Origin of the sequence: Thioclava sp. F34-6 (assembly GCF_002213235.1) — a bacterium.
In the GTDB taxonomy this organism is placed as follows: domain Bacteria; phylum Pseudomonadota; class Alphaproteobacteria; order Rhodobacterales; family Rhodobacteraceae; genus Thioclava; species Thioclava nitratireducens.
In genome coordinates this window covers 318255-339562 of record NZ_NBOA01000004.1, presented here as the reverse complement: position 1 = coordinate 339562, position 21308 = coordinate 318255, and the positions used below count along the sequence as shown (strand labels likewise).

At 62.8% G+C, this 21308-nt stretch carries 19 protein-coding genes and 1 tRNA gene; 15 read left to right on the top strand and 5 right to left on the bottom strand.

All coding sequences use genetic code 11. The annotated features are described in order from the left end of the window. Together B6V72_RS10635 and B6V72_RS10630 are read left to right on the top strand one after the other, a co-directional pair. Nucleotides 1-1002, top strand: coding sequence for a flagellin (locus tag B6V72_RS10635; RefSeq protein WP_088735518.1), 1002 nt, complete (start codon nt 1-3; stop codon nt 1000-1002). Beyond that, a complete protein-coding gene (locus tag B6V72_RS10630) occupies nt 1002-2099 on the top strand; it encodes a flagellar basal body P-ring protein FlgI (protein WP_088735517.1) in 1098 nt (365 codons plus the stop codon). The genes B6V72_RS10635 and B6V72_RS10630 overlap by 1 nt, the downstream gene beginning before the upstream one ends. 82 nt (nt 2100-2181) lie before the next feature. Here B6V72_RS10630 and B6V72_RS10625 read toward each other — a convergent pair. The 3 genes from B6V72_RS10625 to B6V72_RS10615 all read right to left on the bottom strand — a co-directional run bounded on the left by B6V72_RS10625 (nt 2182) and on the right by B6V72_RS10615 (nt 4737). Beyond that, nucleotides 2182-2257: transfer RNA gene (locus B6V72_RS10625), tRNA-Thr, on the bottom strand. Between the two features lie 52 nt (nt 2258-2309). Then, the gene (locus B6V72_RS10620; RefSeq protein WP_075776705.1) at nt 2310-3827 is read right to left on the bottom strand and encodes a heme biosynthesis HemY N-terminal domain-containing protein; all 1518 of its coding nucleotides are present in this window, start codon (nt 3825-3827) and stop codon (nt 2310-2312) included. Between the two features lie 10 nt (nt 3828-3837). Further along, nucleotides 3838-4737: a hypothetical protein gene (locus tag B6V72_RS10615; protein WP_146696197.1), complete on the bottom strand. Its 900-nt coding sequence runs from the start codon at nt 4735-4737 to the stop codon at nt 3838-3840. Nucleotides 4738-4831: 94 nt separating this feature from the next. Here B6V72_RS10615 and B6V72_RS10610 point away from each other — a divergent pair, with 94 nt between their 5' ends. Beyond that, a complete protein-coding gene (locus B6V72_RS10610; protein ID WP_088735515.1) occupies nt 4832-5254 on the top strand; it encodes a hypothetical protein in 423 nt (140 codons plus the stop codon). A gap of 166 nt (nt 5255-5420) precedes the next feature. Here the strand turns inward: B6V72_RS10610 and B6V72_RS10605 are convergent, their stop codons facing one another. Further along, a complete protein-coding gene (locus B6V72_RS10605) occupies nt 5421-6146 on the bottom strand; it encodes a uroporphyrinogen-III synthase (protein ID WP_088735514.1) in 726 nt (241 codons plus the stop codon). A gap of 73 nt (nt 6147-6219) precedes the next feature. Between B6V72_RS10605 and tsaD the strand changes: the two genes are divergently transcribed. The 11 genes from tsaD (at nt 6220) to phoB (ending at nt 16199) form a co-directional block, all read left to right on the top strand. Continuing rightward, nucleotides 6220-7314: a tRNA (adenosine(37)-N6)-threonylcarbamoyltransferase complex transferase subunit TsaD gene (tsaD, locus tag B6V72_RS10600; protein ID WP_088735513.1), complete on the top strand. Its 1095-nt coding sequence runs from the start codon at nt 6220-6222 to the stop codon at nt 7312-7314. Then, the gene (locus B6V72_RS10595; protein ID WP_088735512.1) at nt 7311-8267 is read left to right on the top strand and encodes an NAD(P)H-dependent glycerol-3-phosphate dehydrogenase; all 957 of its coding nucleotides are present in this window, start codon (nt 7311-7313) and stop codon (nt 8265-8267) included. The genes tsaD and B6V72_RS10595 overlap by 4 nt, the downstream gene beginning before the upstream one ends. 1 nt (nt 8268) lies before the next feature. Next, the gene (locus B6V72_RS10590; RefSeq protein ID WP_088735511.1) at nt 8269-8538 is read left to right on the top strand and encodes a YciI family protein; all 270 of its coding nucleotides are present in this window, start codon (nt 8269-8271) and stop codon (nt 8536-8538) included. Further along, on the top strand, nt 8538-8960 hold the full coding sequence (locus B6V72_RS10585; protein ID WP_075776712.1) for an EVE domain-containing protein: 423 nt from the start codon (nt 8538-8540) through the stop codon (nt 8958-8960). The genes B6V72_RS10590 and B6V72_RS10585 overlap by 1 nt, the downstream gene beginning before the upstream one ends. A gap of 319 nt (nt 8961-9279) precedes the next feature. Continuing rightward, nucleotides 9280-9891, top strand: a complete 612-nt coding sequence (locus B6V72_RS10580) for a CbiX/SirB N-terminal domain-containing protein (RefSeq protein WP_168173033.1) — start codon at nt 9280-9282, stop codon at nt 9889-9891. A gap of 131 nt (nt 9892-10022) precedes the next feature. After that, the gene (locus tag B6V72_RS10575; RefSeq protein ID WP_088723508.1) at nt 10023-11063 is read left to right on the top strand and encodes a substrate-binding domain-containing protein; all 1041 of its coding nucleotides are present in this window, start codon (nt 10023-10025) and stop codon (nt 11061-11063) included. A gap of 81 nt (nt 11064-11144) precedes the next feature. Next, on the top strand, nt 11145-12626 hold the full coding sequence (gene pstC / locus B6V72_RS10570) for a phosphate ABC transporter permease subunit PstC (RefSeq protein WP_088719955.1): 1482 nt from the start codon (nt 11145-11147) through the stop codon (nt 12624-12626). Further along, nucleotides 12623-13975: a phosphate ABC transporter permease PstA gene (gene pstA, locus B6V72_RS10565; RefSeq protein WP_088719954.1), complete on the top strand. Its 1353-nt coding sequence runs from the start codon at nt 12623-12625 to the stop codon at nt 13973-13975. The genes pstC and pstA overlap by 4 nt, the downstream gene beginning before the upstream one ends. A 13-nt stretch (nt 13976-13988) precedes the next feature. Continuing rightward, on the top strand, nt 13989-14786 hold the full coding sequence (gene pstB / locus B6V72_RS10560; protein WP_075776717.1) for a phosphate ABC transporter ATP-binding protein PstB: 798 nt from the start codon (nt 13989-13991) through the stop codon (nt 14784-14786). 14 nt (nt 14787-14800) lie between these two features. Further along, on the top strand, nt 14801-15490 hold the full coding sequence (phoU, locus tag B6V72_RS10555; RefSeq protein ID WP_199224649.1) for a phosphate signaling complex protein PhoU: 690 nt from the start codon (nt 14801-14803) through the stop codon (nt 15488-15490). A gap of 16 nt (nt 15491-15506) precedes the next feature. Further along, a complete protein-coding gene (gene phoB, locus B6V72_RS10550) occupies nt 15507-16199 on the top strand; it encodes a phosphate regulon transcriptional regulator PhoB (protein WP_075776718.1) in 693 nt (230 codons plus the stop codon). 40 nt (nt 16200-16239) lie between these two features. Here phoB and B6V72_RS10545 read toward each other — a convergent pair whose 3' ends face one another. After that, complete coding sequence (locus B6V72_RS10545; protein WP_088719953.1) at nt 16240-18507, bottom strand: NADP-dependent malic enzyme; 2268 nt, start codon at nt 18505-18507, stop codon at nt 16240-16242. Between the two features lie 119 nt (nt 18508-18626). On the opposite strand from B6V72_RS10545, the gene mutS reads away from it, so the two are divergent. Then, complete coding sequence (gene mutS, locus B6V72_RS10540; RefSeq protein WP_088735509.1) at nt 18627-21272, top strand: DNA mismatch repair protein MutS; 2646 nt, start codon at nt 18627-18629, stop codon at nt 21270-21272. Nucleotides 21273-21308 lie beyond the last annotated feature (36 nt).

Sequence of the window (21308 nt, the reverse complement as noted above, 5' to 3'; positions counted from 1 at the left end):
ATGAATTATCTCTCGTTCGGAGACATGGCGCTGAATTTCCAGATGCGACGCCACAGCGCCGCGCTCGATACGAGACTGGCAAGCCTTACCCGAGAAGTGACGTCAGGCGTAAAATCCGACCTCGGCACCGCCGTTGCGGGCGATTTCAGCGCGCTCACTGCGATCAATCGAAGCCTCAGACTGTTCGATGCATTCGCTCTCGCTACCAGCGAGGCGCGCCAATACACCGAAGCGATGCAAAGCAGCCTCGAGCGTGTTGCCAACCTCGACGATGGCGTCAGCATGGCACTCATGTCCGCGGCGACAACCTCCAGCAAGACAATGATCGACACAACCGTAGCGTCTGCTGCCGAAAAGTTTGACGCCTTGATCGCAACTCTCAACACGAATTCAGTCGGGCGATACATATTCGCGGGCGAAAGCGGCGACACGCCTCCGCTACCCGGTTCAGAAACGATTCTCGCCTCTCTTTCCACGGAGATCGCGGGAGCGACCAGTGCGACGGACGTGCTCATGACGCTCGATGTTTGGTTCGACGATCCCGCCGGATTTAGCGCAACCTTCTATCAAGGCGGCGAAGCGCGAGGTAAATTTCACATCGCAGAAAGCGAGACCGCGGCAATCGACGTCACCGCGGACGATCCACGCATCAAAGATACGATCAAAGGCTACGCCATAGGCGCGCTTCTGGACCGCGGGTTGTTTGACGGAGATCTAGTCCAGCGAAGTGCGCTCGCAAAGGGGGCAGGCGAGAGAATTCATTCGGGATCTCTCTCAACTGTCGAACTGGCAGCGAAAGTCGGCTCTGTCGAAGGCAAGATCGCCTCGGCCGCTACGCGAAACGATGCCGAACGCGCCAGTCTCGAAATCGCACGAACGACACTCATCGGGGCCGACCCCTACGAGTCCGCGACCGCGCTCGAAGCGGTACGGTCTCAGATCGAGACGCTCTACCTACTGACCAGCCGGCTCTCTAACCTCTCGATGACGGACTACATGTGATGTGGCGCTATTTTCTTATTGCGCTTTTGATCATTCCGCAGCTCGTCCTAAGCGCACCGATCCGGATCAAGGATCTCGTCGAGTTCGATGGCGTGCGCGGAAATGACCTCGTCGGCTATGGGCTCGTCGTTGGGCTGAACGGAACGGGCGATGGGTTGCGCAACGCTCCCTTTACCGAAGAAATCATGTCAAACATGCTCGAACGACTGGGCGTTAACGTTACCGGGGAGCAGCTTCGGCCGAAAAACGTCGCTGCCGTCATGATCACGGCGAGCCTGCCGCCCTTCGCCCGCGCAGGAAATAAAATCGACATCACGGTCTCAGCAATTGGCGATGCGAAGAGTCTCCTCGGCGGCACCCTCGTCATGACCCCCCTGAAGGCGGCGGATGGAGAGATTTACGCGGTGGCGCAGGGCGCCATCATTGCCGGCGGAGCGGTAGCACAAGGAAACGGCGCTTCGGTGACTCAAGGGGTGCCGACCGCGGGAAATATTCCTTCCGGCGCGCGCGTCGAACGTGAAATCGCGTTTGAGATAAATGATCTGGAGACGGTGCGCCTCGCGCTACGCACGCCAGACTTCACCACCGCAGCCCGGATAGAAAACGCGATCAACCGCGAATACGGCCGGCGCGTCGCGGAAATGCTCGATGGCGGCACGGTCGCATTGCACATCCGCGAGACGCGCGCGCGCTCGGTCGCACATGCAATCGGGCGAGTGGAGAATCTCAGCGTCGAACCGGAGCAGCGCGCTCGGGTGGTAGTCGACCAGCGTTCGGGCACGATCGTCATGGGCCGCGACGTGCGGATATCGCGGGTCGCCGTCAGCCAGGGGAACCTGACCCTCAAAGTGGAAGAAAGTCCCCTCGTGGTGCAGCCCAATCCATTTTCACAAGGTGATACGGTCGTGGTGCCCAGATCGCAGGCAACGCTGACGCAAGAGCCCGGCATTCGTATGGCTGAGGTCGCGCAGGGCAGCTCGCTATCGGAAGTGGTGGCGGGACTGAACGCGCTCGGCGTCAGTCCGCGCGATATGATCGACATCCTCAAAAGCATCAATGCCGCGGGGGCATTGCATGCTGAGTTTGTGGTAAATTGATCGAAAGACACTCGAAAAACGAGGCGGAAACAAGCGAGGCGGAACCTTGCGGTTCCGCCTTTGCGCCTGAACTTTCAAGAAGTGGTGCCGGTGATAGGACTCGAACCTACGACCCCATCATTACGAATGACGTGCTCTACCAGCTGAGCTACACCGGCACTCTGGCGGGCGATTACCATGCTCTTTCGGGGATGTGTAGCCCTAAAATGATCAAGCTGTCGCAGTTCGGCTTTGTGCCTCCTTCGATGCGCCTGCAGCGTCGCCCTCATCCTTCGGCGGGTCGACGATTTCAGCGTCCTGAATGGCAGCGTCCTCCGACTGATCCTCCTCCTTCGACGCGGGCTCCGCAGCCGGTTTGCCGACGATCAAGGGCAGCATCTCCGCCCCATGCGGCAGCGGCGATTGCGCCTGTTGGGGCTCGCGCCAGCTGAGCGTGTCGAAACCGTTGCAGTTATCACAGATCGGTGTCCATTCGGATTGGATGTTCTGACACTTGTCGCAACACCATTGCGGACCGCGCGGCGCGGTCAGGGCGCGGGCCAACCAGCCGCGCACGACGACATCTTCCGCCCCTTCGCCACGCTCGACCGCGGCCATGATCGTCAGCGACCGCGCCGTCGGATGCGTCTCGACGAGATCGCCCAGCGCCCGGCGCGCCGCCGGGAAGTCCTCGGCCGCGATGTTCAGTTCGGCTTTCAGAAGCCGCGTTTCCTCATGGTCGGGACGACTCGAAAGCAACTTCGAGAATCGCTTCAACCGTGCATCGGGCGACTCGTCCGGGGCGATCTCGGCGAAGGCGGTGGCAAGATCTGGATGCGGCTGAACTTCCCAGGCCTTGCGCAGGATCCGCTCCGCCGCGCCCTTCTTGCCCTTGTCGATATAGGCGCGCGCCGCCATCACCACGGCCGGCACCAGATCGGGCGACGCCTTGGCGGCCGAAATCGCGGCCTCACGCGCCTCGACGCTCGCTCCTTCTTCCCAAACACCCTTCGCCTCTTGCAGCGCGAGCACCGCGTCGCGGCGTTTATGCACATCACGTGGCAATTCGCCCTGACGCATCTTCGCCTGAAGGATCTCGCGCGCACCTTTCCAGTCGCCCGTTTCGGTCTGCAGGCTCAGAAGCGTATCCTGAACCTCGCGATGGCGCGGTTTGATCGCATAGGCTTTCTGCGCGAGCTTCAGCGCGGTTTCGGTGTCACCCGCTTCGAGCTTCTGCCGCAGCAGCCCCCTAATCCCGACGAACCGCGTGCGATCATCCGCCAGAAGCCGCTTGTAGACTTCGGTCGCTTTCTTCGAGTCGCCCGAGGCTTCGGCAGCCTGCGCGGTGAGAAGGTTGGTCAGCTCCGGGCGTTGCAGATAGCGTTCGGCCTTCGCCGCTTTCGACATCGCGAGCTTGCCCTCGCCGGACGCCGCCGCGAGCAACCCTTCGGACAGCGCCTGATAGCCTTTGCGTTCGCGATGGCGGTCGAAGTAGCGGGTGATCGCGGTTTCGTCGCCCGCCAGGAAGCGCAAGAACGCCACCACCAGACCGACGATACGGATCACGATCCAGATCGCGATGAACAGGACAATCGCCGCGATCACCGCCTGAAGCGGGCCGAGGGTGAATTCCATGCCGAGCGTGGTGATCCGCAGACCGCCCGTCATCTCGGCGAGATGCGCGAGGCCCAGCGTCGCGGCGGCGACGACAATCAGAAACAGCGCGATTTTGATGAATGACCAGATCATGTCTGTCTCCTTATTGCGTCGCGCCAAGCTGGTTGGCCGCGTCGATCGCCGCCATCCGCGTTTTCGCCCGGTTCACCCATTCGGACATCGCCTCCTGCGCCGGGTCGGGCAGCTTCGCGATCTCGTCGAGCGCATCGGAGAGCGCGCCGCGATCGACATCGGCCTGCGCCCGCGACAGCACCGCATCCGCCCCGTCGCCCTCTTTAGGCGCGACCGACCGGGCCCCGGTCTGCGCCAGAAGGAAGGCGCCAACTCGATCGCTGATCGAGCCACCCGTTTCGGTCCGGCGCGCCGCCTGAAGCGCGGCTCGCGCGGCATCCGGGAAACTCGATTGCAACGACTGAAGGCTCGGAATGTCGCCGTTGAGCGCCGCCGGAATGTCGACACCCGCGTCGCGCAGATCGGCCAGCGGCGCGTCGAGCGACGTTCCCGCATCGAGCGCCGCTTTCACGCGCGCCGCCGCGGCCTGCGTCATCGCGGCCTTGGCCGCCGCCTCGCTTTGCGATTTCAGGCTCTGGGCCTGCGCTTCGGCCTCTTTGATCCGGGCCTCGGCGGCTTTCGCTGCCGCCTCGATTTCGGCCTGAGCCGCGCTGCCGCCATTGTCGCTTTGCAGGGACGCGATCTGCGATTTCAAGTCCTCGAGCGCCGATTTATTCGTCCGGATATCCGCGTTGACCTGATCGAGCGCGCTCTGCACACCGGACAGATCCGGCGCCGGCGGTTGCGACGATTTCAGGGTCGCGAGCTCTTCCGAGAGCTGGCTGATCTGTTTCGATTGATCGTCTAGCTGACTTTGAATGGCGGCCCCATCGACCGGGGCCGGCGCGTTCGGAAGCCATCCCGAAAGCTGCGGCGGCAGGTTCGGGATCGCCCAGATCGCGACGCCGGCCCCAATCACGGCAGCAATCACGCCTCCGAGGAAAGCAGAGCCGAACCCGCCCCGCTTTTCGATCACAGGCTGAGACGACGCACCGGACGTTGCCGTATCGCTTTTCGGCGAGGTCTTGTCGGCGTTCGAGCTGCTCGTCGAGCTCGTCGCAGTCGCCGGCTTCGTGGTCTGCGACTTATTCTCCGAGCCGCTCGCTGTCTCGCTTTTCTTCGGCTCGATCTCCGCCTTGGCGCTGCTCGTAGCCGGAGTCGAAGTCGTCTCAGCCTTCGCAGGTGTAGAGCTGGACTTCGACGCCGCATCCGATTTTGCGGGGGTGTCGGATTTGGTCGCTGGCGCTGAGGTCGGAGTGGAGGTCGACTTGGCGGCCTCATTCGCGGTCTTGGAGGTATCCGTTTTGGACGAAGACGTAGAGGTGGAGGACGGCTTCGCCGACGAGCTCGATTTCGCAGCAGTGTCCGTTTTACTGGCGACAGCCGTACTCGGCTTATCTTTCGCCTCGGGCGACGCCGCCGCCTTGGTGTCCTTCGACGAGGTTTGAGAAGTGGCGGCGTCGGTTTTGGCCTCGGACTCGGCGGTCGATTTCGCGTCTTCCGGCTTACTCGTCTCGGAAGATTTTCCGGTTGTCCGTTTCGCCATCGTCTAAGCCCTCCGCTGCCGCACCAAATTGCGCGTTCATATCAACTTAGAAGTCCGCCCGCGCCTGCTCAACCCGCCTTTTGCCTTTGCAGCAAGACGGCAAGCGCATCGAGCATCCCTTGCGCGTCAGGATGCCGAGCGACTTCCAGATGGCACAAGCTAGCGCTTTTGAGGCGAGACGCCACTGCCTCGCTCATGGCTGCGACAAAGAGCGGCGGGTGCGGCGCCTGCGGCAGCGCATCAAGGAAGCGGTCCGCCGCATTCGGCGAGAAAATCGGTGCCAAAACAGGGCGCGATGCGCGCAGAACCGCCTTCGCCTCGTCGCTCAACGGACGCGGAAGCTGGCGGTAGAGGATCATCGATTCAGTCTCTATTCCGGCGGAATTCAGCCGTTCCTCAAGGTCGTAGGCAATCTGCTCCCCTCTCAGAAAGAGCAGTTTTCCGCCGAGTTGCTGCCGGGCGATCAATTCGCTCAGAGCCTCGGCATCGCCCGGCCCGGCGATCGCGTCGAACCCGGCCTCGCGCGCTGCTTGTGCCGTGCGCAGCCCCACGCAATAGGCTTGACGGCCTCTTCCCTGCGCCATCCGATGAAACGCGGCCACCGCATGTTGCGATGTGAAGATCGCTGTCTGGAACTCGGGGATCGGCGTGTCCAGCAACTCGATCTCGGTCAGTGGCGAGATTACAGCCGGCCAATCGGTGCCAAACCTGTCGCGAAAGGCCCGAACGAATCCCTCTGCCGCAACAGCGGGTCGCGTAACGAGGAGAATCGGTCTCTCAGACTGGCTGTCCATGCACCGCCCCGGGATTGTGCGAACGCTTCCCCGGTGTTACCTGCGTTGGATAACCCACGCAACAGGCACCCGGATGACCGACACGCTGACCTTTCTCGGGCTTGAATCGAGCTGCGACGATACGGCGGCGGCGATCGTGCGCCTCACGAATGGCAAGCCGGAAATCCTCTCGAGCGTCGTCGCCGGGCAGACCGATCTGCATGCGGCCTTCGGTGGCGTGGTCCCCGAAATCGCCGCGCGCGCCCATGCGGAGAAGCTCGATCTCTGCGTCGAAGAGGCGCTGGAGCAAGCCGGGCTTGGGCTCGGCGCATTGGATGGCATCGCCGTGACGGCGGGTCCGGGGCTGATCGGCGGGGTGATGTCGGGTGTAATGTGCGCCAAGGGGCTCGCAGTTGGGGCAGGTCTGCCGTTGGTTGGCGTCAACCATTTGGCGGGCCATGCGCTAACCCCGCGCCTGACCGACGGGTTGGAGTTTCCCTATCTGATGCTGCTCGTCTCCGGCGGGCACTGCCAGTTCCTGATCGCGAAGGGGCCGGAAGATTTTTCGCGGCTCGGCGGCACGATCGACGACGCGCCAGGCGAGGCCTTCGACAAGGCAGCGAAACTGATGGCACTGCCCCAACCCGGCGGCCCCTCCGTCGAGGCCGAGGCGCGCAAGGGCGATCCCAAGGCTTTCGCCTTCCCGCGGCCCCTTCTGGATCGGCCCGGCTGCGATATGTCCTTCTCCGGGCTGAAGACGGCACTGCTGCGCGCCCGCGATCAGGTGGTCGCGGAGCATGGCGGGCTGCCGCGCCAGATCCGCGCCGATCTTTGCGCCGGTTTTCAGCAGGCAATCGCGGATGTTCTCGTCGAGAAATCGCGTCGTGCCTTGGCGGAATATCTAAAGCTTTCGCCCGCCAATCCCGGTTTCGCGGTCGCAGGTGGCGTCGCGGCAAATCAGGCCATTCGGGCCGGATTAGAGACTGTTTCACAAGGAATGGGCGCCGAATTCGTGGCCCCTCCTTTAAAGCTTTGCACCGATAACGCGGCGATGATCGCGTGGGCCGGGATCGAACGGTTCCGCAGCGGCGCGCAGGACGGGATGGATCTGGTCGCCCGCCCGCGCTGGCCGCTGGACCGGAGCGCCGCGCCGCTTCTCGGATCGGGAAAGAAGGGGGCGAAGGCATGACGATTTCGGTCTTGGGCGCGGGCGCTTTTGGCACCGCGATGGCGGTGAGCCTCTCTCAAAACGGACCGGTGACCCTCTGGGCGCGCGATGCCGAGCAGGTTCGGACCATGCAGGCAAGCCGGGAGAACTCGCGCCGCCTTCCGGGTGTGAAGCTGCCCGAAGACATCATTGTTTCGGCAGACATCGAGGACGCGCTCGCCGCCGAGACGCTGCTTCTCGCGATGCCAATGCAGAAGATGGCCGGCTTTCTCGATGCCCATTCCGAGACGCTCGCGGGCAAAACCCTGGTCTCCTGCTCCAAAGGAATCGACCTCTCCACCGGCCAAGGGCCGACGGCCCTGATCCGCGCCAAGGTGCCCGGCGCCCGCGCCGCCGTGCTGACGGGGCCGAGTTTCGCAGCCGATATCGCGCGCGGTCTGCCGACCGCCCTGACGCTTGCCTGCGCCGATCATTCCGAGGAATTGCAGGCCGAGCTGTCGACGCCGACGCTGCGGCTTTATCGAACGACCGATACGACCGGGGCGGAACTCGGCGGTGCGCTGAAGAACGTCTACGCGATCGCCGCGGGCACCGTGATCGGCGCGGGGCTCGGGGACTCCGCGCGCGCCGCGCTGATGACCCGCGGCTTCGCCGAAATGTTGCGGATCGCGACGGAACTGGGTGCGCGGGCCGAGACGCTGTCGGGTCTGTCGGGCTTCGGCGATCTGGTGTTGACCTGCACCTCGACGCAATCGCGCAATTTCCGGTTGGGCTGCTCGATCGGGTCCGGCGAAGGCTTCGATCCATCGATCACCGTCGAGGGCGTCGCGACCGCCGGGGCCCTGAACAAGCTGGCGCATCGGCGCGGGCTGGAAATTCCCGTCGCCGCGATGGTTCTTGCGCTTACCGAACGAACAATCAGCGTGGATGAGGCGATGCAGGCTCTGCTCGCCCGCCCCTTGAAGGAGGAATGAGATGTATTTTGCCGTGATCTGCCGCGACAAACCCGGCGCCCTGCAAACCCGGATGGACAATCGCGAGGCGCATCTCGCCTATATCGAAGAGACCGGCGCAGTCGTCATGGCGGGCCCGTTTATCGAGAATGAACAGATGGTGGGTTCACTCGTGATCCTCGAAGTCGACAGCCTCAAAGCCGCGCAGGATTGGGCGGCGAACGATCCCTATGCCAAGGCGGGACTGTTCGAGGATGTGCAGGTCAAGGCGTGGAAAAAGGTGATCGGCTGATGCGGTACTGGCTGTTCAAATCGGAACCCAACAAGTTTTCCTGGGACGATCTGGTCGCCAAGGGCGATGCGGGCGAGGAATGGGACGGCATCCGCAACTATCTCGCGCGCAACAACATGCGCGAGATGAAGATCGGCGATCGCGGCCTGTTCTATCATTCGAATATCGGCAAGGAGGTCGTCGGCATCTGCGAAGTCGTCGCCGAGAGCCATCCGGATTCGACGACCGACGATCCGCGCTGGGATTGCGTGGATCTCAAGGCGGTGCGGCCGTTCACCAAGCCTGTCACGCTGGCCGATGTGAAAGGCGAGCCGCGCCTGTCGGAGATGTCGCTCGTCACCTCGATGCGGTTGTCAGTTCAGCCCGTCACCGAAGAAGAATGGAAGATCGTCTGCGACATGGGCGAGACCGATCCGAACTGAGCAGGAAAAACTGGAGGGTTCCGGCACCTCGGCCAGAACCCTCCGTCACCCCGCGCGCACCCCTGCGCACCACGTGAAACAAAATCTCGGGTCTGGCCGTCCTAGCCTCTCTGATCTCCGTATATCCAAAGAAATGCTCGTGCAAATGGCATCTGCGGACAATACTCTTAAAATTCATGGCGTTAATGCAGAATTCACGCGGGAGTCAGGCAGTTGCCAAGGGACGCCGCCGCGCTAATCTAAGCCCATGCAACCGGTCATTCTCGTCGCACATGGATCCCCGTCAGAGCCTGAAACTCAGGAAAAGGCCCTGCTGTCCTTGGCCGAAAAGGTTGCAGCAGAAAGCTCCGGGCGCTCCATAGATGCGGCGACGCTCGCGACTCCGGGGTCTTTGGAAGCCGCCTTGGCGCGGCACGAAAACCCTTTGATTTATCCCTATTTCATGGCCCAGGGATGGTTCACAAAGACCGAACTTCCGCGACGGCTGGCGGCTGCGGGATCTGATGCGCGCCAGCTCGATCCGTTCGGCGTCGATCCGGCGCTGCCCGATCTGCTGACCAAGGTCATTTTCGAGGCGCGTGAATCAGAAAATGTCCCGACCGACTCGCCGGTGATTCTCGTGGCGCACGGGTCGAAAATCTCGCGGAAATCGCGCAATTCGGTTTACGACATGGCGGAAACTCTGGTCCGGAATCCGCTCATGCCGGAGATTCATGTGGCCCTGATCGAGGAGCCGCCCTACCTTGAAGACGTGGCCCGGGCACACCCGGATGGCGTGTGTTTGCCGTTCTTCGCGCTGCGGGCAGGACATGTGACAGGCGATATTCCTCAGGCGTTGCAGGCGGCTAGCTACCGGGGGAGCCTTTTGCCCGAAATCGGGGCGCATCGTGAGGTTCCCGTCCTGATTGCACAGGCGATTTCGCGAGGCTGATCACGATCCTTCACGGACTCGTAGATTGTCACATAGCTGTTACATAATGTTTGCATAAGCGTCACCGAAGACGCCTAGGACCGCGCTGAGGCCACACGACGGCCCAAATTTCAGAACACTGGGAGTGATCTATGAAATCGTTCAACCTCGCCGCTTCCGCGATCGCGATCGTCGCCGTTTCGGGCACCGCCGCCATCGCGCGTGACAACATCCAGGTCGCCGGTTCCTCGACCGTGCTGCCCTACGCCTCCATCGTCGCCGAAGCTTTCGGCGAAAACTTCGATTACCCGACCCCGGTCGTGGAATCGGGCGGCTCCTCGGCTGGCCTGAAGCGCTTCTGCGAAGGCGTTGGCGAAAACACGATCGACGTCGCGAACGCTTCGCGCAAGATCAAGGACAAGGAAGTCGCGACCTGCGCCGACAACGGCGTCACCGACATCATGGAAGTTCGCATCGGCTATGACGGCATCGTCTTCGCGTCGCAAAAAGACGGCCCGGCCTTCAACGCGTTCACGCCCTCGGACATCTTCAACGCGCTCGGCGCGAAGGTCCTGAAGGACGGCAAGATCGTCGACAACAGCTACGCCAAGTGGAACGAGTTCAACTCGGACCTGCCGGATGCCGACATCGTCGCTTTCATCCCGGGCACCAAGCACGGCACCCGTGAAGTCTTCGAAGAGAAGGTTCTGGAAGCTGGCTGCGAAGCCACCGGCGCCAAAGAAGCCTTCATGGCTTCGGGCATGGACGACAAGGCTGCCAGCAAGGCCTGCATGGAAGTCCGCACCGACGGCAAGGCTGTCGATATCGACGGCGACTACACCGAGACCCTCGCCCGCATCGGTTCGAACCCGAACGGCATCGGCGTCTTCGGTCTGGCGTTCTACGAGAACAACACCGACAAGCTGAAAGTTGCGACCATGTCGGGCGTCGAGCCCTCGACCGAAACCATCGCGTCGGGCGACTACCCGGTGTCGCGTCCGCTCTACTTCTACGTCAAGAAAGCGCATATCGGCGTGATCCCCGGCCTGAAGGAATACGCTGAGTTCTTCGTCTCCGACGACATGGCTGGCCCCGACGGCCCGCTCGCTCAATACGGCCTCGTCGCCGACCCGGAACTGGCGAAGACCCAGGAAGCCGTGGCGAACGAAGTGACCATGGGTTCGGGCTCGTAATCGAGACCGCTATCTTCAGGGGGCGGCATATTTCGCCGCCCCCTTTTTCCTTTTTGGTAATTTCCAACTGGTGGGGCTGAAATGCCTGTTTTGTGGATCGTTGTGATCGTGGTCGTGCTGGCGGGAGTCGGCTTCGTGATGGGTCGAATGCGCGCGCTGCATTCGGCGGGCGAAGACCGACGTTCCCTGCACAGTTTGCCGAATTATTACGGCTTCAACGTCGCGATGTTCACCGCGGTTCCGGCGCTTCTTCTCCTTGTGGTCTGGATGGTGGCACAGCCGCTGATCGTGAATGCTCGCGTCTCCGCCGAGATTCCGGAAACGTTGCTGGAAGGCTCGAACATGAGCCTCGTGATGTCGGATGTCCGGCGCGTCGCCGACGGGCTCGATATCGCGATTTCGGAAGGCGCGCTGAGCGCACGACAAGCCGCGAATCTCGATCTTCAGACCACGGACCTGCGCGACGTTCTCGGCTCGGTCGGTGTCGCGCTCGGCTCCAATGTCGATCCGGCGACGCTGAAGGCGGCACAGACCTATCGCGATATGACCTCGACCGGTGATCTGGCGATGACGATCTTCGTCCTTCTCGCCGCAGCCGCGGGTTTCGCCGTCACCTATATACGCACGAACAAGGATTTTCGTGCCCGCAACACGGTGGAGCACGGGGTTCGCGTTCTTCTGATCGCCGCCGCCTCGATCGCGATCCTGACCACGATCGGTATCGTCCTCTCGCTTGTCTTCAATACGATCGAGTTCTTCCGCCTCTATCCGATCACCGATTTCTTCTTCGGCACCACCTGGTCGCCGAGCTTCGGCGGCGGGTCGGAGCTGGGTATCCTGCCGCTTCTCTGGGGCACGCTCTACATCTCGCTCGTGGCGCTTCTCGTGGCGGTTCCGATCGGGTTGTTCGCGGCCGTCTACCTGTCGGAATACGCGACGAAATCGGTGCGTAGCGTCGTGAAACCGCTGCTCGAAGTGCTCGCCGGGATCCCCACCATCGTGTACGGCCTTTTCGCCCTGCTGACCGTCGGGCCTTTCCTGCTGTCGATCTTCGGCCCCTCGGGTCCGACCGCTGCGATGGCAGATGGCGGCTGGATGCATGCGGGCACGGCGGTGATGACCGCGGGTCTGGTGATGGGCATCATGCTGATCCCCTTCGTCTCCTCGCTGTCCGACGACATCATCAACGCGGTGCCGCAATCGCTGCGCGACGGCTCCTACGGCCTCGGCGCGACGAAATCCGAGACGATCAAGCAGGTAATCCTGCCCGCCGCCCTGCCCGGCATCGTCGGCGCGGTGCTCCTTGCGACCTCGCGCGCCATTGGCGAGACGATGATCGTCGTGCTGGGTGCAGGCGCCGCCGCGCGCCTCAGCATGAACCCGTTCGACGCGATGACCACCGTCACCGCCAAGATCGTCTCGCAGCTCACCGGCGATGCCGATTTCGCTTCCCCCGAGGCGCTGGTCGCCTTCGCGCTCGGCATGACGCTGTTCGTCCTGACGCTGGGGCTCAATATCTTCGCGCTCTACATCGTGCGCAAATACCGGGAGCAATACGAATGAGTGATGCGACCCAACACGGCGCAAGCCAGCCCGCGACACGTTCGCTGCATCATGTCGATGCCCGCACGAAGCGCCGCAACGCCTCCGAGAAGCGTTTCAAAGCGCTCGGCATCGGTGCGATCGGGATTGGTCTCGCCTTCCTCGTGATCCTGCTGGTGACGATCGTCTCCAACGGTGCGACCGCATTCCAGCAGACCTTCATTCAGGTGCCGGTCTACCTAGACGCCGCAAAGCTCGACAAGAAGGGCAACCGCGACCCGGCGGACCTTAAGAAGGCGACGACCTTCACCTACAAACCGCTGATCGAGAAAGGGCTTCTCGACGCGGTGGAGAAATCCGGCGCGACAACCGATCTCGCCAAGGCGAAGGACATGAAGAACCTGATCTCGGCCTCTGCCGCGAGCCAGGTTCGCGATACGGTCCTCGCAGACCCATCGCTGATCGGCCAGACGGTGAATTTCGAGATCCTCGCATCCTCGCGGGTCGACAGCTACCTCAAGGGGCGGGTGCATCGCGACGAGATCGCCAAGGACAAGAACATCACCGTGGCGCAGCTCGACCTCGTCGATCAGCTTCGTGACGCGGGCATCATCCACAAGAGCTTCAATTGGGATTTCATCTTCGGCGCCGACGCCTCGGACAGCCGCGCCGAGCAGGCCGGAATCGGGATCTCGATGCTGGGCTCGTTCTACATGATGCTCGTGGTGCTGGTGCTGGCCCTGCCGATCGGGGTCGCCGCCTCGATCTATCTCGAAGAATTCGCACCGAAGAACCGCTTCACTGACCTGATCGAGGTGAACATCTCGAACCTCGCCGCAGTGCCGTCGATCGTCTTCGGTATCCTCGGCCTCGCGGTGTTCATCCAGTTCGCGCATCTGCCGCAATCGGCCCCGCTGGTCGGTGGCCTCGTGCTGACGCTGATGACCTTGCCGACGATCATCATCTCGACCCGCGCCGCGCTGAAAGCCGTGCCGCCCTCGATCCGCGACGCGGCGCTCGGCATCGGCGCGTCTAAGATGCAATCGGTATTCCACCACGTTCTGCCGCTGGCGATGCCCGGCATCCTGACCGGCACGATCATCGGTCTGGCGCAAGCCTTGGGCGAGACCGCGCCGCTCCTGCTGATCGGGATGGTCGGCTATATCGCAACGAACTCGCCGGACGGGTTCTGGGACGGCTTCGTCTCTCCCAACTCCGCCATGCCTGCGCAGATCTACGAATGGGCCAAGCGCGCCGACCCGGCATTTTACGAACGCGCCTGGGGAGGTATCATCATTCTACTGATCTTCCTTTTGGGCATGAACATCATCGCCATCATCCTTCGCCGCAAGTTCGAGCGCCGTTGGTAAGGGAGTGCGAGACATGGAAGACATGAGCCTGACGGAGAGAGCCGTGACCACTGACGACATCAAGATCACCGCACGCAACGTGCAGGTCTACTACGGCGACACCCACGCGATCAAAGACGTCAATGTCGACATCCTCGACAAGACTGTCACCGCCTTCATCGGCCCCTCTGGCTGCGGGAAATCGACCTTCCTGCGATGCCTGAACCGCATGAACGACACGATCGACGTCGCCCGCGTCGAGGGAGAAATCCTGCTCGATGGCGAGGACATCTACGACAAGCGCGTCGATCCGGTGCAGCTGCGCGCCAAGGTCGGCATGGTGTTCCAGAAACCGAACCCCTTCCCGAAATCGATCTACGACAACGTGGCCTACGGCCCGAAAATCCACGGCCTGACCAAAAACAAGGCCGAGCTGGATCAGGTGGTCGAGGATTCGCTGCGCAAGGCCGCGCTGTGGAACGAAGTGAAGGATCGCCTCCACGCTCCCGGGACCGGGCTTTCCGGCGGCCAGCAACAGCGCCTGTGCATCGCGCGCGCCGTCGCGACCTCGCCGGAAGTGCTGCTGATGGATGAGCCCTGCTCGGCGCTCGACCCGATCGCGACCGCGCAGGTCGAGGAACTGATCGACGAACTTCGGGCGAATTTCTCGGTGGTGATCGTGACGCACTCGATGCAGCAGGCCGCGCGCGTCAGCCAGAGAACCGCGTTCTTCCACCTCGGGAATCTCGTCGAATACGACGATACGGACAAGATATTCACCAACCCGTCCGACAGCCGGACGGAAAGCTACATTACCGGCCGGATCGGCTGAGGAGGCAAATAATCATGAGCGAGCATATCCTTTCCGCCTTCGACCGCGACCTTGAAGCCGTGCAGGCCCTGGTCGTGAAGATGGGCGGCCTCGTCGAGGAACAGATCCTCGAAAGCGCCCGCGCCCTCGAAGTGCGCGACCTCGAACTGGCCGAGCAAATCCGCGCCCGCGACCGTGCGGTCGACGAACTGGAAGAGAAGATCAACGAAGAAGCCGCGCGCCTGATCGCCCTGCGCGCACCCGCCGCGCGCGACCTGCGCATGGCGCTCTCGGTCATCAAGATCTCGGCGAGCCTCGAGCGCGTCGGCGATTACGCGAAAAACATCGCCAAGCGCACGCAGGTTCTGTCCGACGGCCCGCAGATTACCGGCACCGCCACCGCGATCCGCCGTATGGCCGGCACCACGGAAGCGATGCTGAAGGACGCGCTCGACGCCTATATCCAGCGAGACGCGAAACTGGCCGCCGATGTGCGCGAGCGCGACCTCGAAGTCGACCAGATGTACAACGCGCTGTTCCGCGAATTCCTGACCTACATGATGGAAGACCCGCGCAACATCACGCCCTGCATGCACCTGCATTTCATCGCGAAGAATATCGAGCGGATGGGCGACCACGCGACGACGATCGCCGAACAGGTGATCTATCTCGTGACCGGCGAAATGCCGGAGGATGCGCGTCCGAAAAGTTCCAGCGTGGCCTGACCGGAGACCCTGAAAAATGTCGCCAGCCCAACAGCCCTGCGTCCTCGTGGTCGAAGACGAAAACGCCCAGCGCGAAGTTCTCAGCTACAACCTCGAAGCCGAAGGGTTTCGCGTCGTGATGGCGGAGAACGGCGACGAGGGCCTGCTGTTCGTGAAGGAAGAAAAGCCCGATCTGATCGTGCTCGACTGGATGCTGCCCAACGTTTCCGGCATCGAGATCTGCCGCCGCGTGAAGGCCAATTCCGACACGCGCAACATCCCGATCATCATGCTCTCGGCGCGCTCGGAAGAGGTAGACCGGGTGCGGGGTCTGGAAACCGGCGCAGACGACTACGTCGTGAAGCCCTATTCGGTAGTCGAGCTCATGGCGCGCGTGCGCACGCAACTGCGCCGCACCCGCCCCGCGACGATGGGTGAACGGCTGAGCTTCGAGGACATCATCCTCGATGCCGAGGAACACCGCGTCTTCCGTAACGGCCAGCCGCTGAAACTCGGGCCGACAGAGTTCCGGCTGCTGTCCACGATGATGGAAAAACCGGGCCGCGTCTGGACCCGCGACCAGCTGCTCGACCGGGTCTGGGGACGCGACATCTATGTCGACACCCGGACCATCGACGTCCATGTCGGGCGGCTCCGCAAGGCACTGATGGCGAATGGTGGAGATGATCCGGTGCGCACGGTGCGCGGCACGGGTTACGCGCTCGGATAAAGCGACAAAGGCGCGCGGATCACCGCGCGCCTTTTTCAAATCATTCCTTCAGGCAGAGCTTGCACGCGGTGAGCGCCGCCATGTTCAGGATATCGTTCACCGTCGCGCTCGTGGAACAGAGCTGCACGGCATGGCTCGTGCCGGTCAGGATGGGTCCGATCACGGTCGCGCCCGCCATTTCCTGCATCAGCTTAACCGAGATCGACGCCGAATGCCGCGCGGGCACGACGAGGATATTGGCTGGGCCGGTTAGACGGCAGAACGGATAGTTCTTCATCTGCTCCATGTTGAGCGCCACATCGACGGTCATCTCGCCATCGTATTCGAAATCCACGCCGCGCTGGTCGAGGATTTTCGGTGCGACATGCATCTTCGTGGCGCGCTCCGAAACCGGGTAGCCGAAGGTCGAAAAGGAGCAGAACGCCACGCGGGGTTCGAGCCCGAGCCCGCGCGCCACATGCGCCCCCGCCGTCGCGATATCCGCCAGATCGTGCTCGTCGGGCCATTCATGCACCAGTGTATCGCCGATCAGCACGACGCGGCCTTTGTTCAGCACGGCGGTGATCCCGACCGCGCCATCCGAAGGCCGCGCGTCGATCACCTTGTTGATCAGTTCCAGCACATGCGCCGATTTGCGCGTCGCCCCGGTCACCATCCCGTCGCCATGGCCATGGACCAGCATCAGCGCCGCGAAGACATGCCGGTCACGCGTCGCCATTTTATGCGCGTCCTGCCGGTCGATGCCCTGCCGCTGCAAGCGTTTGTAGAGGAAATCCTTGTAAGTCTCAGTATGCTTGGAATTGGCCGCATTCACTACGCGCAGCTCGCGATAGGCATCGCCCAGACCTGCCGCTTCCAGCTTTTCCTTCACGTCCTGCTCGCGGCCCACGACCAGCGCCTCGCCCATGCCGGAGCGCTGATAGGCCACGGCAGCGCGCAGCACCCGCTCGTCATCGCCCTCGGCGAAGATCATCTTCGCCTGCGCCTGACGCGCGCGGCTGTGGATGCCCTGCAGGATCGAGGCGGTCGGGTCCATCCGCGCCTTCAGGCTTTGGGCATAGCCTTCCATGTCGATGATCGGACGGCGCGCCACGCCGGTATCCATCCCGGCTTTCGCGACCGCCGGCGGGATCACGTGGATCAGCCGCGGATCGAAGGGCGTCGGAATGATGTAATCGCGCCCGAAGCTCAGCTTGCGCCCATAGGCCATCGCGACCTCGTCGGGCACGTCTTCGCGCGCCAGCTCCGCCAGGGCGTTGGCGCAGGCGATCTTCATCTCGTCATTGATCGCACGGGCGTGAATGTCGAGTGCGCCACGGAACAGGTACGGAAAGCCGAGGACGTTGTTCACCTGGTTCGGATAGTCCGACCGCCCCGTCGCCACGATCGCATCGGGACGTACCGATTGCGCCTCTTCCGGGGTAATTTCCGGGTCCGGATTCGCCATCGCGAAGATAACCGGGTTGTCGGCCATCGACTGAACCATCTCGGGCGTCACAGCCCCCTTGGCCGACACCCCGAGAAACACGTCGGCATCCTTCATCGCCTCTTCCAGCGTGCGGGCATCGGTCACCGCCGCATGGGCCGATTTCCACTGGTTCATGCCCTCGGTGCGGCCCTGATAGATCACGCCCTTGGTGTCGCACATGATGCAGTTGTCGTGCTTCGCGCCCATCGCCTTCACGAGTTCCAGACAGGCGATGCCCGCAGCCCCCGCGCCGTTCAGCACGATCTTGCAGTCCTCGATCTTCTTGCCCGACAGCTCCAGCGCGTTAATCAGACCCGCCGCACAGATCACCGCCGTGCCGTGCTGATCGTCGTGAAACACCGGGATGTCCATCAACTCCTTGAGCCGCTGCTCGATGATGAAACATTCCGGTGCCTTGATATCCTCGAGGTTGATCCCACCGAAGGTCGGCCCCATCAGCTTCACTGCGTTGATGATCTCTTCGGCATCCTCGGTATCGAGCTCGATATCGATCGCGTTCACATCGGCGAAGCGCTTGAAGAGAACCGCCTTGCCTTCCATCACCGGTTTCGAGGCGAGCGCCCCGAGATTGCCCAACCCAAGAATGGCCGAGCCGTTCGAGATCACCGCGACCATGTTCCCCTTCACGGTGTAGTCGTAGGCGAGCTCGGGGTTCTCCGCGATCGCCTCCACCGGCACGGCAACGCCGGGGCTGTAGGCCAGCGACAGATCGCGCTGCGACGTCATGGGCTTCGACGCCGTGATGTCGTATTTCCCCGGATGCGGGTCGAGGTGATAGGCCAACGCCTCTTCGGGCGTGATACGGTTCTTGCTGGGCATTGGGCCGGTGCTCCTCCTGCAGGTCCGAACCGGTTTAACGTCCCGTGATCCGTCACTCAACGGAATTGCGCCCGAATCCGGGGTTTTGTAGGGTCGCGCGACCAGCAAATGGGGGGCACATGGCCAAGCCGACCGTCACACCGATGATGGAACAGTATCTGGGGATCAAGGAGGCCAATCCGGGCGCACTCCTGTTCTATCGGATGGGTGATTTCTACGAGATGTTCTTTCAGGACGCGGTCGATGCCGCGGCCGCGCTCGACATCGCACTGACCAAGCGTGGTCAGCACATGGGAGAGGATATCGCGATGTGCGGCGTCCCCGTGCACGCGGCCGAGGGCTATTTGCTGACGCTGATCCGAAAAGGCTTCCGCGTGGCGATCGCCGAGCAGATGGAAGACCCTGCCGAAGCGAAGAAGCGCGGCTCGAAATCCGTCGTGAAACGCGATGTGGTGCGGCTGGTCACGCCCGGTACGCTCACCGAGGAAAGCTTGCTGGAGGCGCGCCGCCACAACTTCCTCGCTGCCTGGGCCGAGGTGCGCGACGAAGCCGCGATTGCGTGGGTCGATATCTCTACCGGCGAATTCCGCGTGACGCCATGCCCGCTGTCGCGGCTGGGCCCCGAGCTTGCCCGGCTTGCGCCTCGTGAAGTGCTGGTCAGTGAGGCGAAAGAGGCCGATTGCGCCGAAATAGTCTCTGATATGCGAGCGGCAATGACGCCCTTGTCGCGGGCGAGCTTCGACAGTCAGGCGGCCGAGACGCGGCTTCTGTCGCTCTATTCCATCGGCTCGCTCGATGCGTTCGGCAGCTTCACCCGCGCCGAGATGGCCGCGATGGGGGCGATTGTCGATTACCTCGAGATCACGCAGAAAGGGAAACTGCCCCTCCTGCGCCGTCCCGTGCATGAAGACAGCGGCGCAGCGATGCAGATCGACGCTGCGACGCGCCGCAATCTGGAATTGACGCAGGCACTTTCGGGCGGGCGCGACGGCTCGCTCCTGAATGCCATCGACCGCACCGTTACGGCAGGCGGCGCGCGGCTTCTGGAACGCCGGATCTCCGCCCCGTCCCGGAGTCTGACCGAAATCCACGCGCGGCACGATTCCGTGCGTTTTTTGCTGGAACAGGGTCGATTTTCCGAAGATATCCGCGCCGATCTGAAGCGCTGCCCCGATATGGATCGAGCGCTTTCGCGCCTCGCCCTCGACCGCGGCGGCCCGCGCGACATGGCCGCGATCCGCAACGGGTTGGCGCAGGCCGAGCGGATCGCCGAAGCGGTGTCCGCCGTCGAGGCCCCGCCGCTGCTCGCCGAGGCCACCAAGGCACTGATGGGCCATGACGACCTCACCGCCCTTCTGGATGCGGCGCTCATCGCGGAGCCCCCGCTTCTTGCGCGCGACGGCGGCTTCATCGCGGCAGGCTACGACGAAGATCTCGACCAGACGCGCCAGCTGCGTGACGAGGGCCGTGGCGTGATCGCGAAAATGCAGGCGGAATATATCGAGGCCACGGGGATCAATTCGCTCAAGATCAAGCACAACAACGTGCTGGGCTACTTCATCGAAACCACCGCCACCCATGCCGAGAAGATGCTCGCCCCGCCGTTGTCGGAGCGCTTCATCCACCGTCAGACCACTGCGAACCAGGTGCGCTTCACGACGGTCGAACTGAGCGAGATCGAGACCCGCATTCTGAACGCTGGAAACCATGCGCTGGAGATCGAAAAAAGGCTCTATTCCAGTCTGAGACAAGCAATTCTCGACCGCGCGGGTCCGATCAACGAGGCCTCGCGCGCACTTGCCGAAATCGACCTCGCCAGCGCTTTCGCGACGCTCGCGCGCAACGAAGACTGGGCAGAACCCACGGTCGATGACAGCCACGCTTTCGAGATTGAAGGCGGGCGGCATCCGGTCGTCGAAGCCTCGCTCAAGAAATCCGGCGAGCCGTTCATCGCGAATGACTGCGAACTGACCGAAGGCGCGACCCCCGCGATCTGGCTGCTCACCGGTCCGAACATGGCCGGTAAATCGACCTTCCTGCGCCAGAACGCCCTGATCGCGCTTCTCGCACAGGCAGGCAGCTTCGTTCCGGCGAAATCCGCCCATATCGGTCTTGTGTCACAACTCTTCAGCCGCGTCGGCGCGGCGGACGATCTGGCGCGGGGCCGGTCGACCTTCATGGTCGAGATGGTGGAAACCGCCGCGATCCTCAATCAGGCCGATGACCGCGCTCTGGTGATCCTCGACGAAATCGGCCGCGGAACGGCAACCTATGACGGGCTCTCGATCGCCTGGGCGGTCATGGAGCATCTGCACGCGTCCAACCGCTGTCGAGCCCTCTTCGCGACCCATTACCACGAGATGACCGCGCTGTCGGCGAAGCTAGACGGCGTCGAAAATGCGACTGTCGCGGTGAAGGAATGGGAAGGCGAAGTGATCTTCCTGCACGAGGTTCGCAAAGGCGCCGCCGACCGCTCCTATGGCGTTCAGGTCGCACGGCTCGCCGGGCTTCCGCATTCCGTCGTGGAACGCGCGCGGATCGTCCTTGATGCGCTGGAGAAGGGCGAACGCGAAGGCGGTGGCAAGAAACAGGCGGTGATCGACGATCTGCCGCTATTTTCAGTGTCTAACACACCGCAACCCGCCGCCCCGCCAACCGGTCCGTCTCCGCTGGAGGAACGCCTGAAATCGCTCATTCCGGACGACATGACACCGAAAGACGCGCTCGACGCCCTCTACGAGCTTCGCGCGCTTCTCACGGAGTAGTCTTCCTCTTCTTGATGGAAATATCCCGGGGGTCTG

Excerpts from the sequence above, each read along its gene's own strand:
- B6V72_RS10635 (WP_088735518.1), top strand. The coding sequence starts at position 1 with ATGAATTATCTCTCGTTCGGAGACATGGCGCTGAATTTCCAGATGCGA.
- B6V72_RS10630 (WP_088735517.1), top strand. The coding sequence starts at position 1,002 with ATGTGGCGCTATTTTCTTATTGCGCTTTTGATCATTCCGCAGCTCGTC.
- B6V72_RS10620 (WP_075776705.1), bottom strand. The coding sequence starts at position 3,827 with ATGATCTGGTCATTCATCAAAATCGCGCTGTTTCTGATTGTCGTCGCC.
- B6V72_RS10605 (WP_088735514.1), bottom strand. The coding sequence starts at position 6,146 with ATGGACAGCCAGTCTGAGAGACCGATTCTCCTCGTTACGCGACCCGCT.
- tsaD (WP_088735513.1), top strand. The coding sequence starts at position 6,220 with ATGACCGACACGCTGACCTTTCTCGGGCTTGAATCGAGCTGCGACGAT.
- B6V72_RS10595 (WP_088735512.1), top strand. The coding sequence starts at position 7,311 with ATGACGATTTCGGTCTTGGGCGCGGGCGCTTTTGGCACCGCGATGGCG.
- B6V72_RS10590 (WP_088735511.1), top strand. The coding sequence starts at position 8,269 with ATGTATTTTGCCGTGATCTGCCGCGACAAACCCGGCGCCCTGCAAACC.
- B6V72_RS10585 (WP_075776712.1), top strand. The coding sequence starts at position 8,538 with ATGCGGTACTGGCTGTTCAAATCGGAACCCAACAAGTTTTCCTGGGAC.
- B6V72_RS10575 (WP_088723508.1), top strand. The coding sequence starts at position 10,023 with ATGAAATCGTTCAACCTCGCCGCTTCCGCGATCGCGATCGTCGCCGTT.
- pstC (WP_088719955.1), top strand. The coding sequence starts at position 11,145 with ATGCCTGTTTTGTGGATCGTTGTGATCGTGGTCGTGCTGGCGGGAGTC.
- pstA (WP_088719954.1), top strand. The coding sequence starts at position 12,623 with ATGAGTGATGCGACCCAACACGGCGCAAGCCAGCCCGCGACACGTTCG.
- pstB (WP_075776717.1), top strand. The coding sequence starts at position 13,989 with ATGGAAGACATGAGCCTGACGGAGAGAGCCGTGACCACTGACGACATC.
- phoU (WP_199224649.1), top strand. The coding sequence starts at position 14,801 with ATGAGCGAGCATATCCTTTCCGCCTTCGACCGCGACCTTGAAGCCGTG.
- phoB (WP_075776718.1), top strand. The coding sequence starts at position 15,507 with ATGTCGCCAGCCCAACAGCCCTGCGTCCTCGTGGTCGAAGACGAAAAC.
- B6V72_RS10545 (WP_088719953.1), bottom strand. The coding sequence starts at position 18,507 with ATGCCCAGCAAGAACCGTATCACGCCCGAAGAGGCGTTGGCCTATCAC.
- mutS (WP_088735509.1), top strand. The coding sequence starts at position 18,627 with ATGGCCAAGCCGACCGTCACACCGATGATGGAACAGTATCTGGGGATC.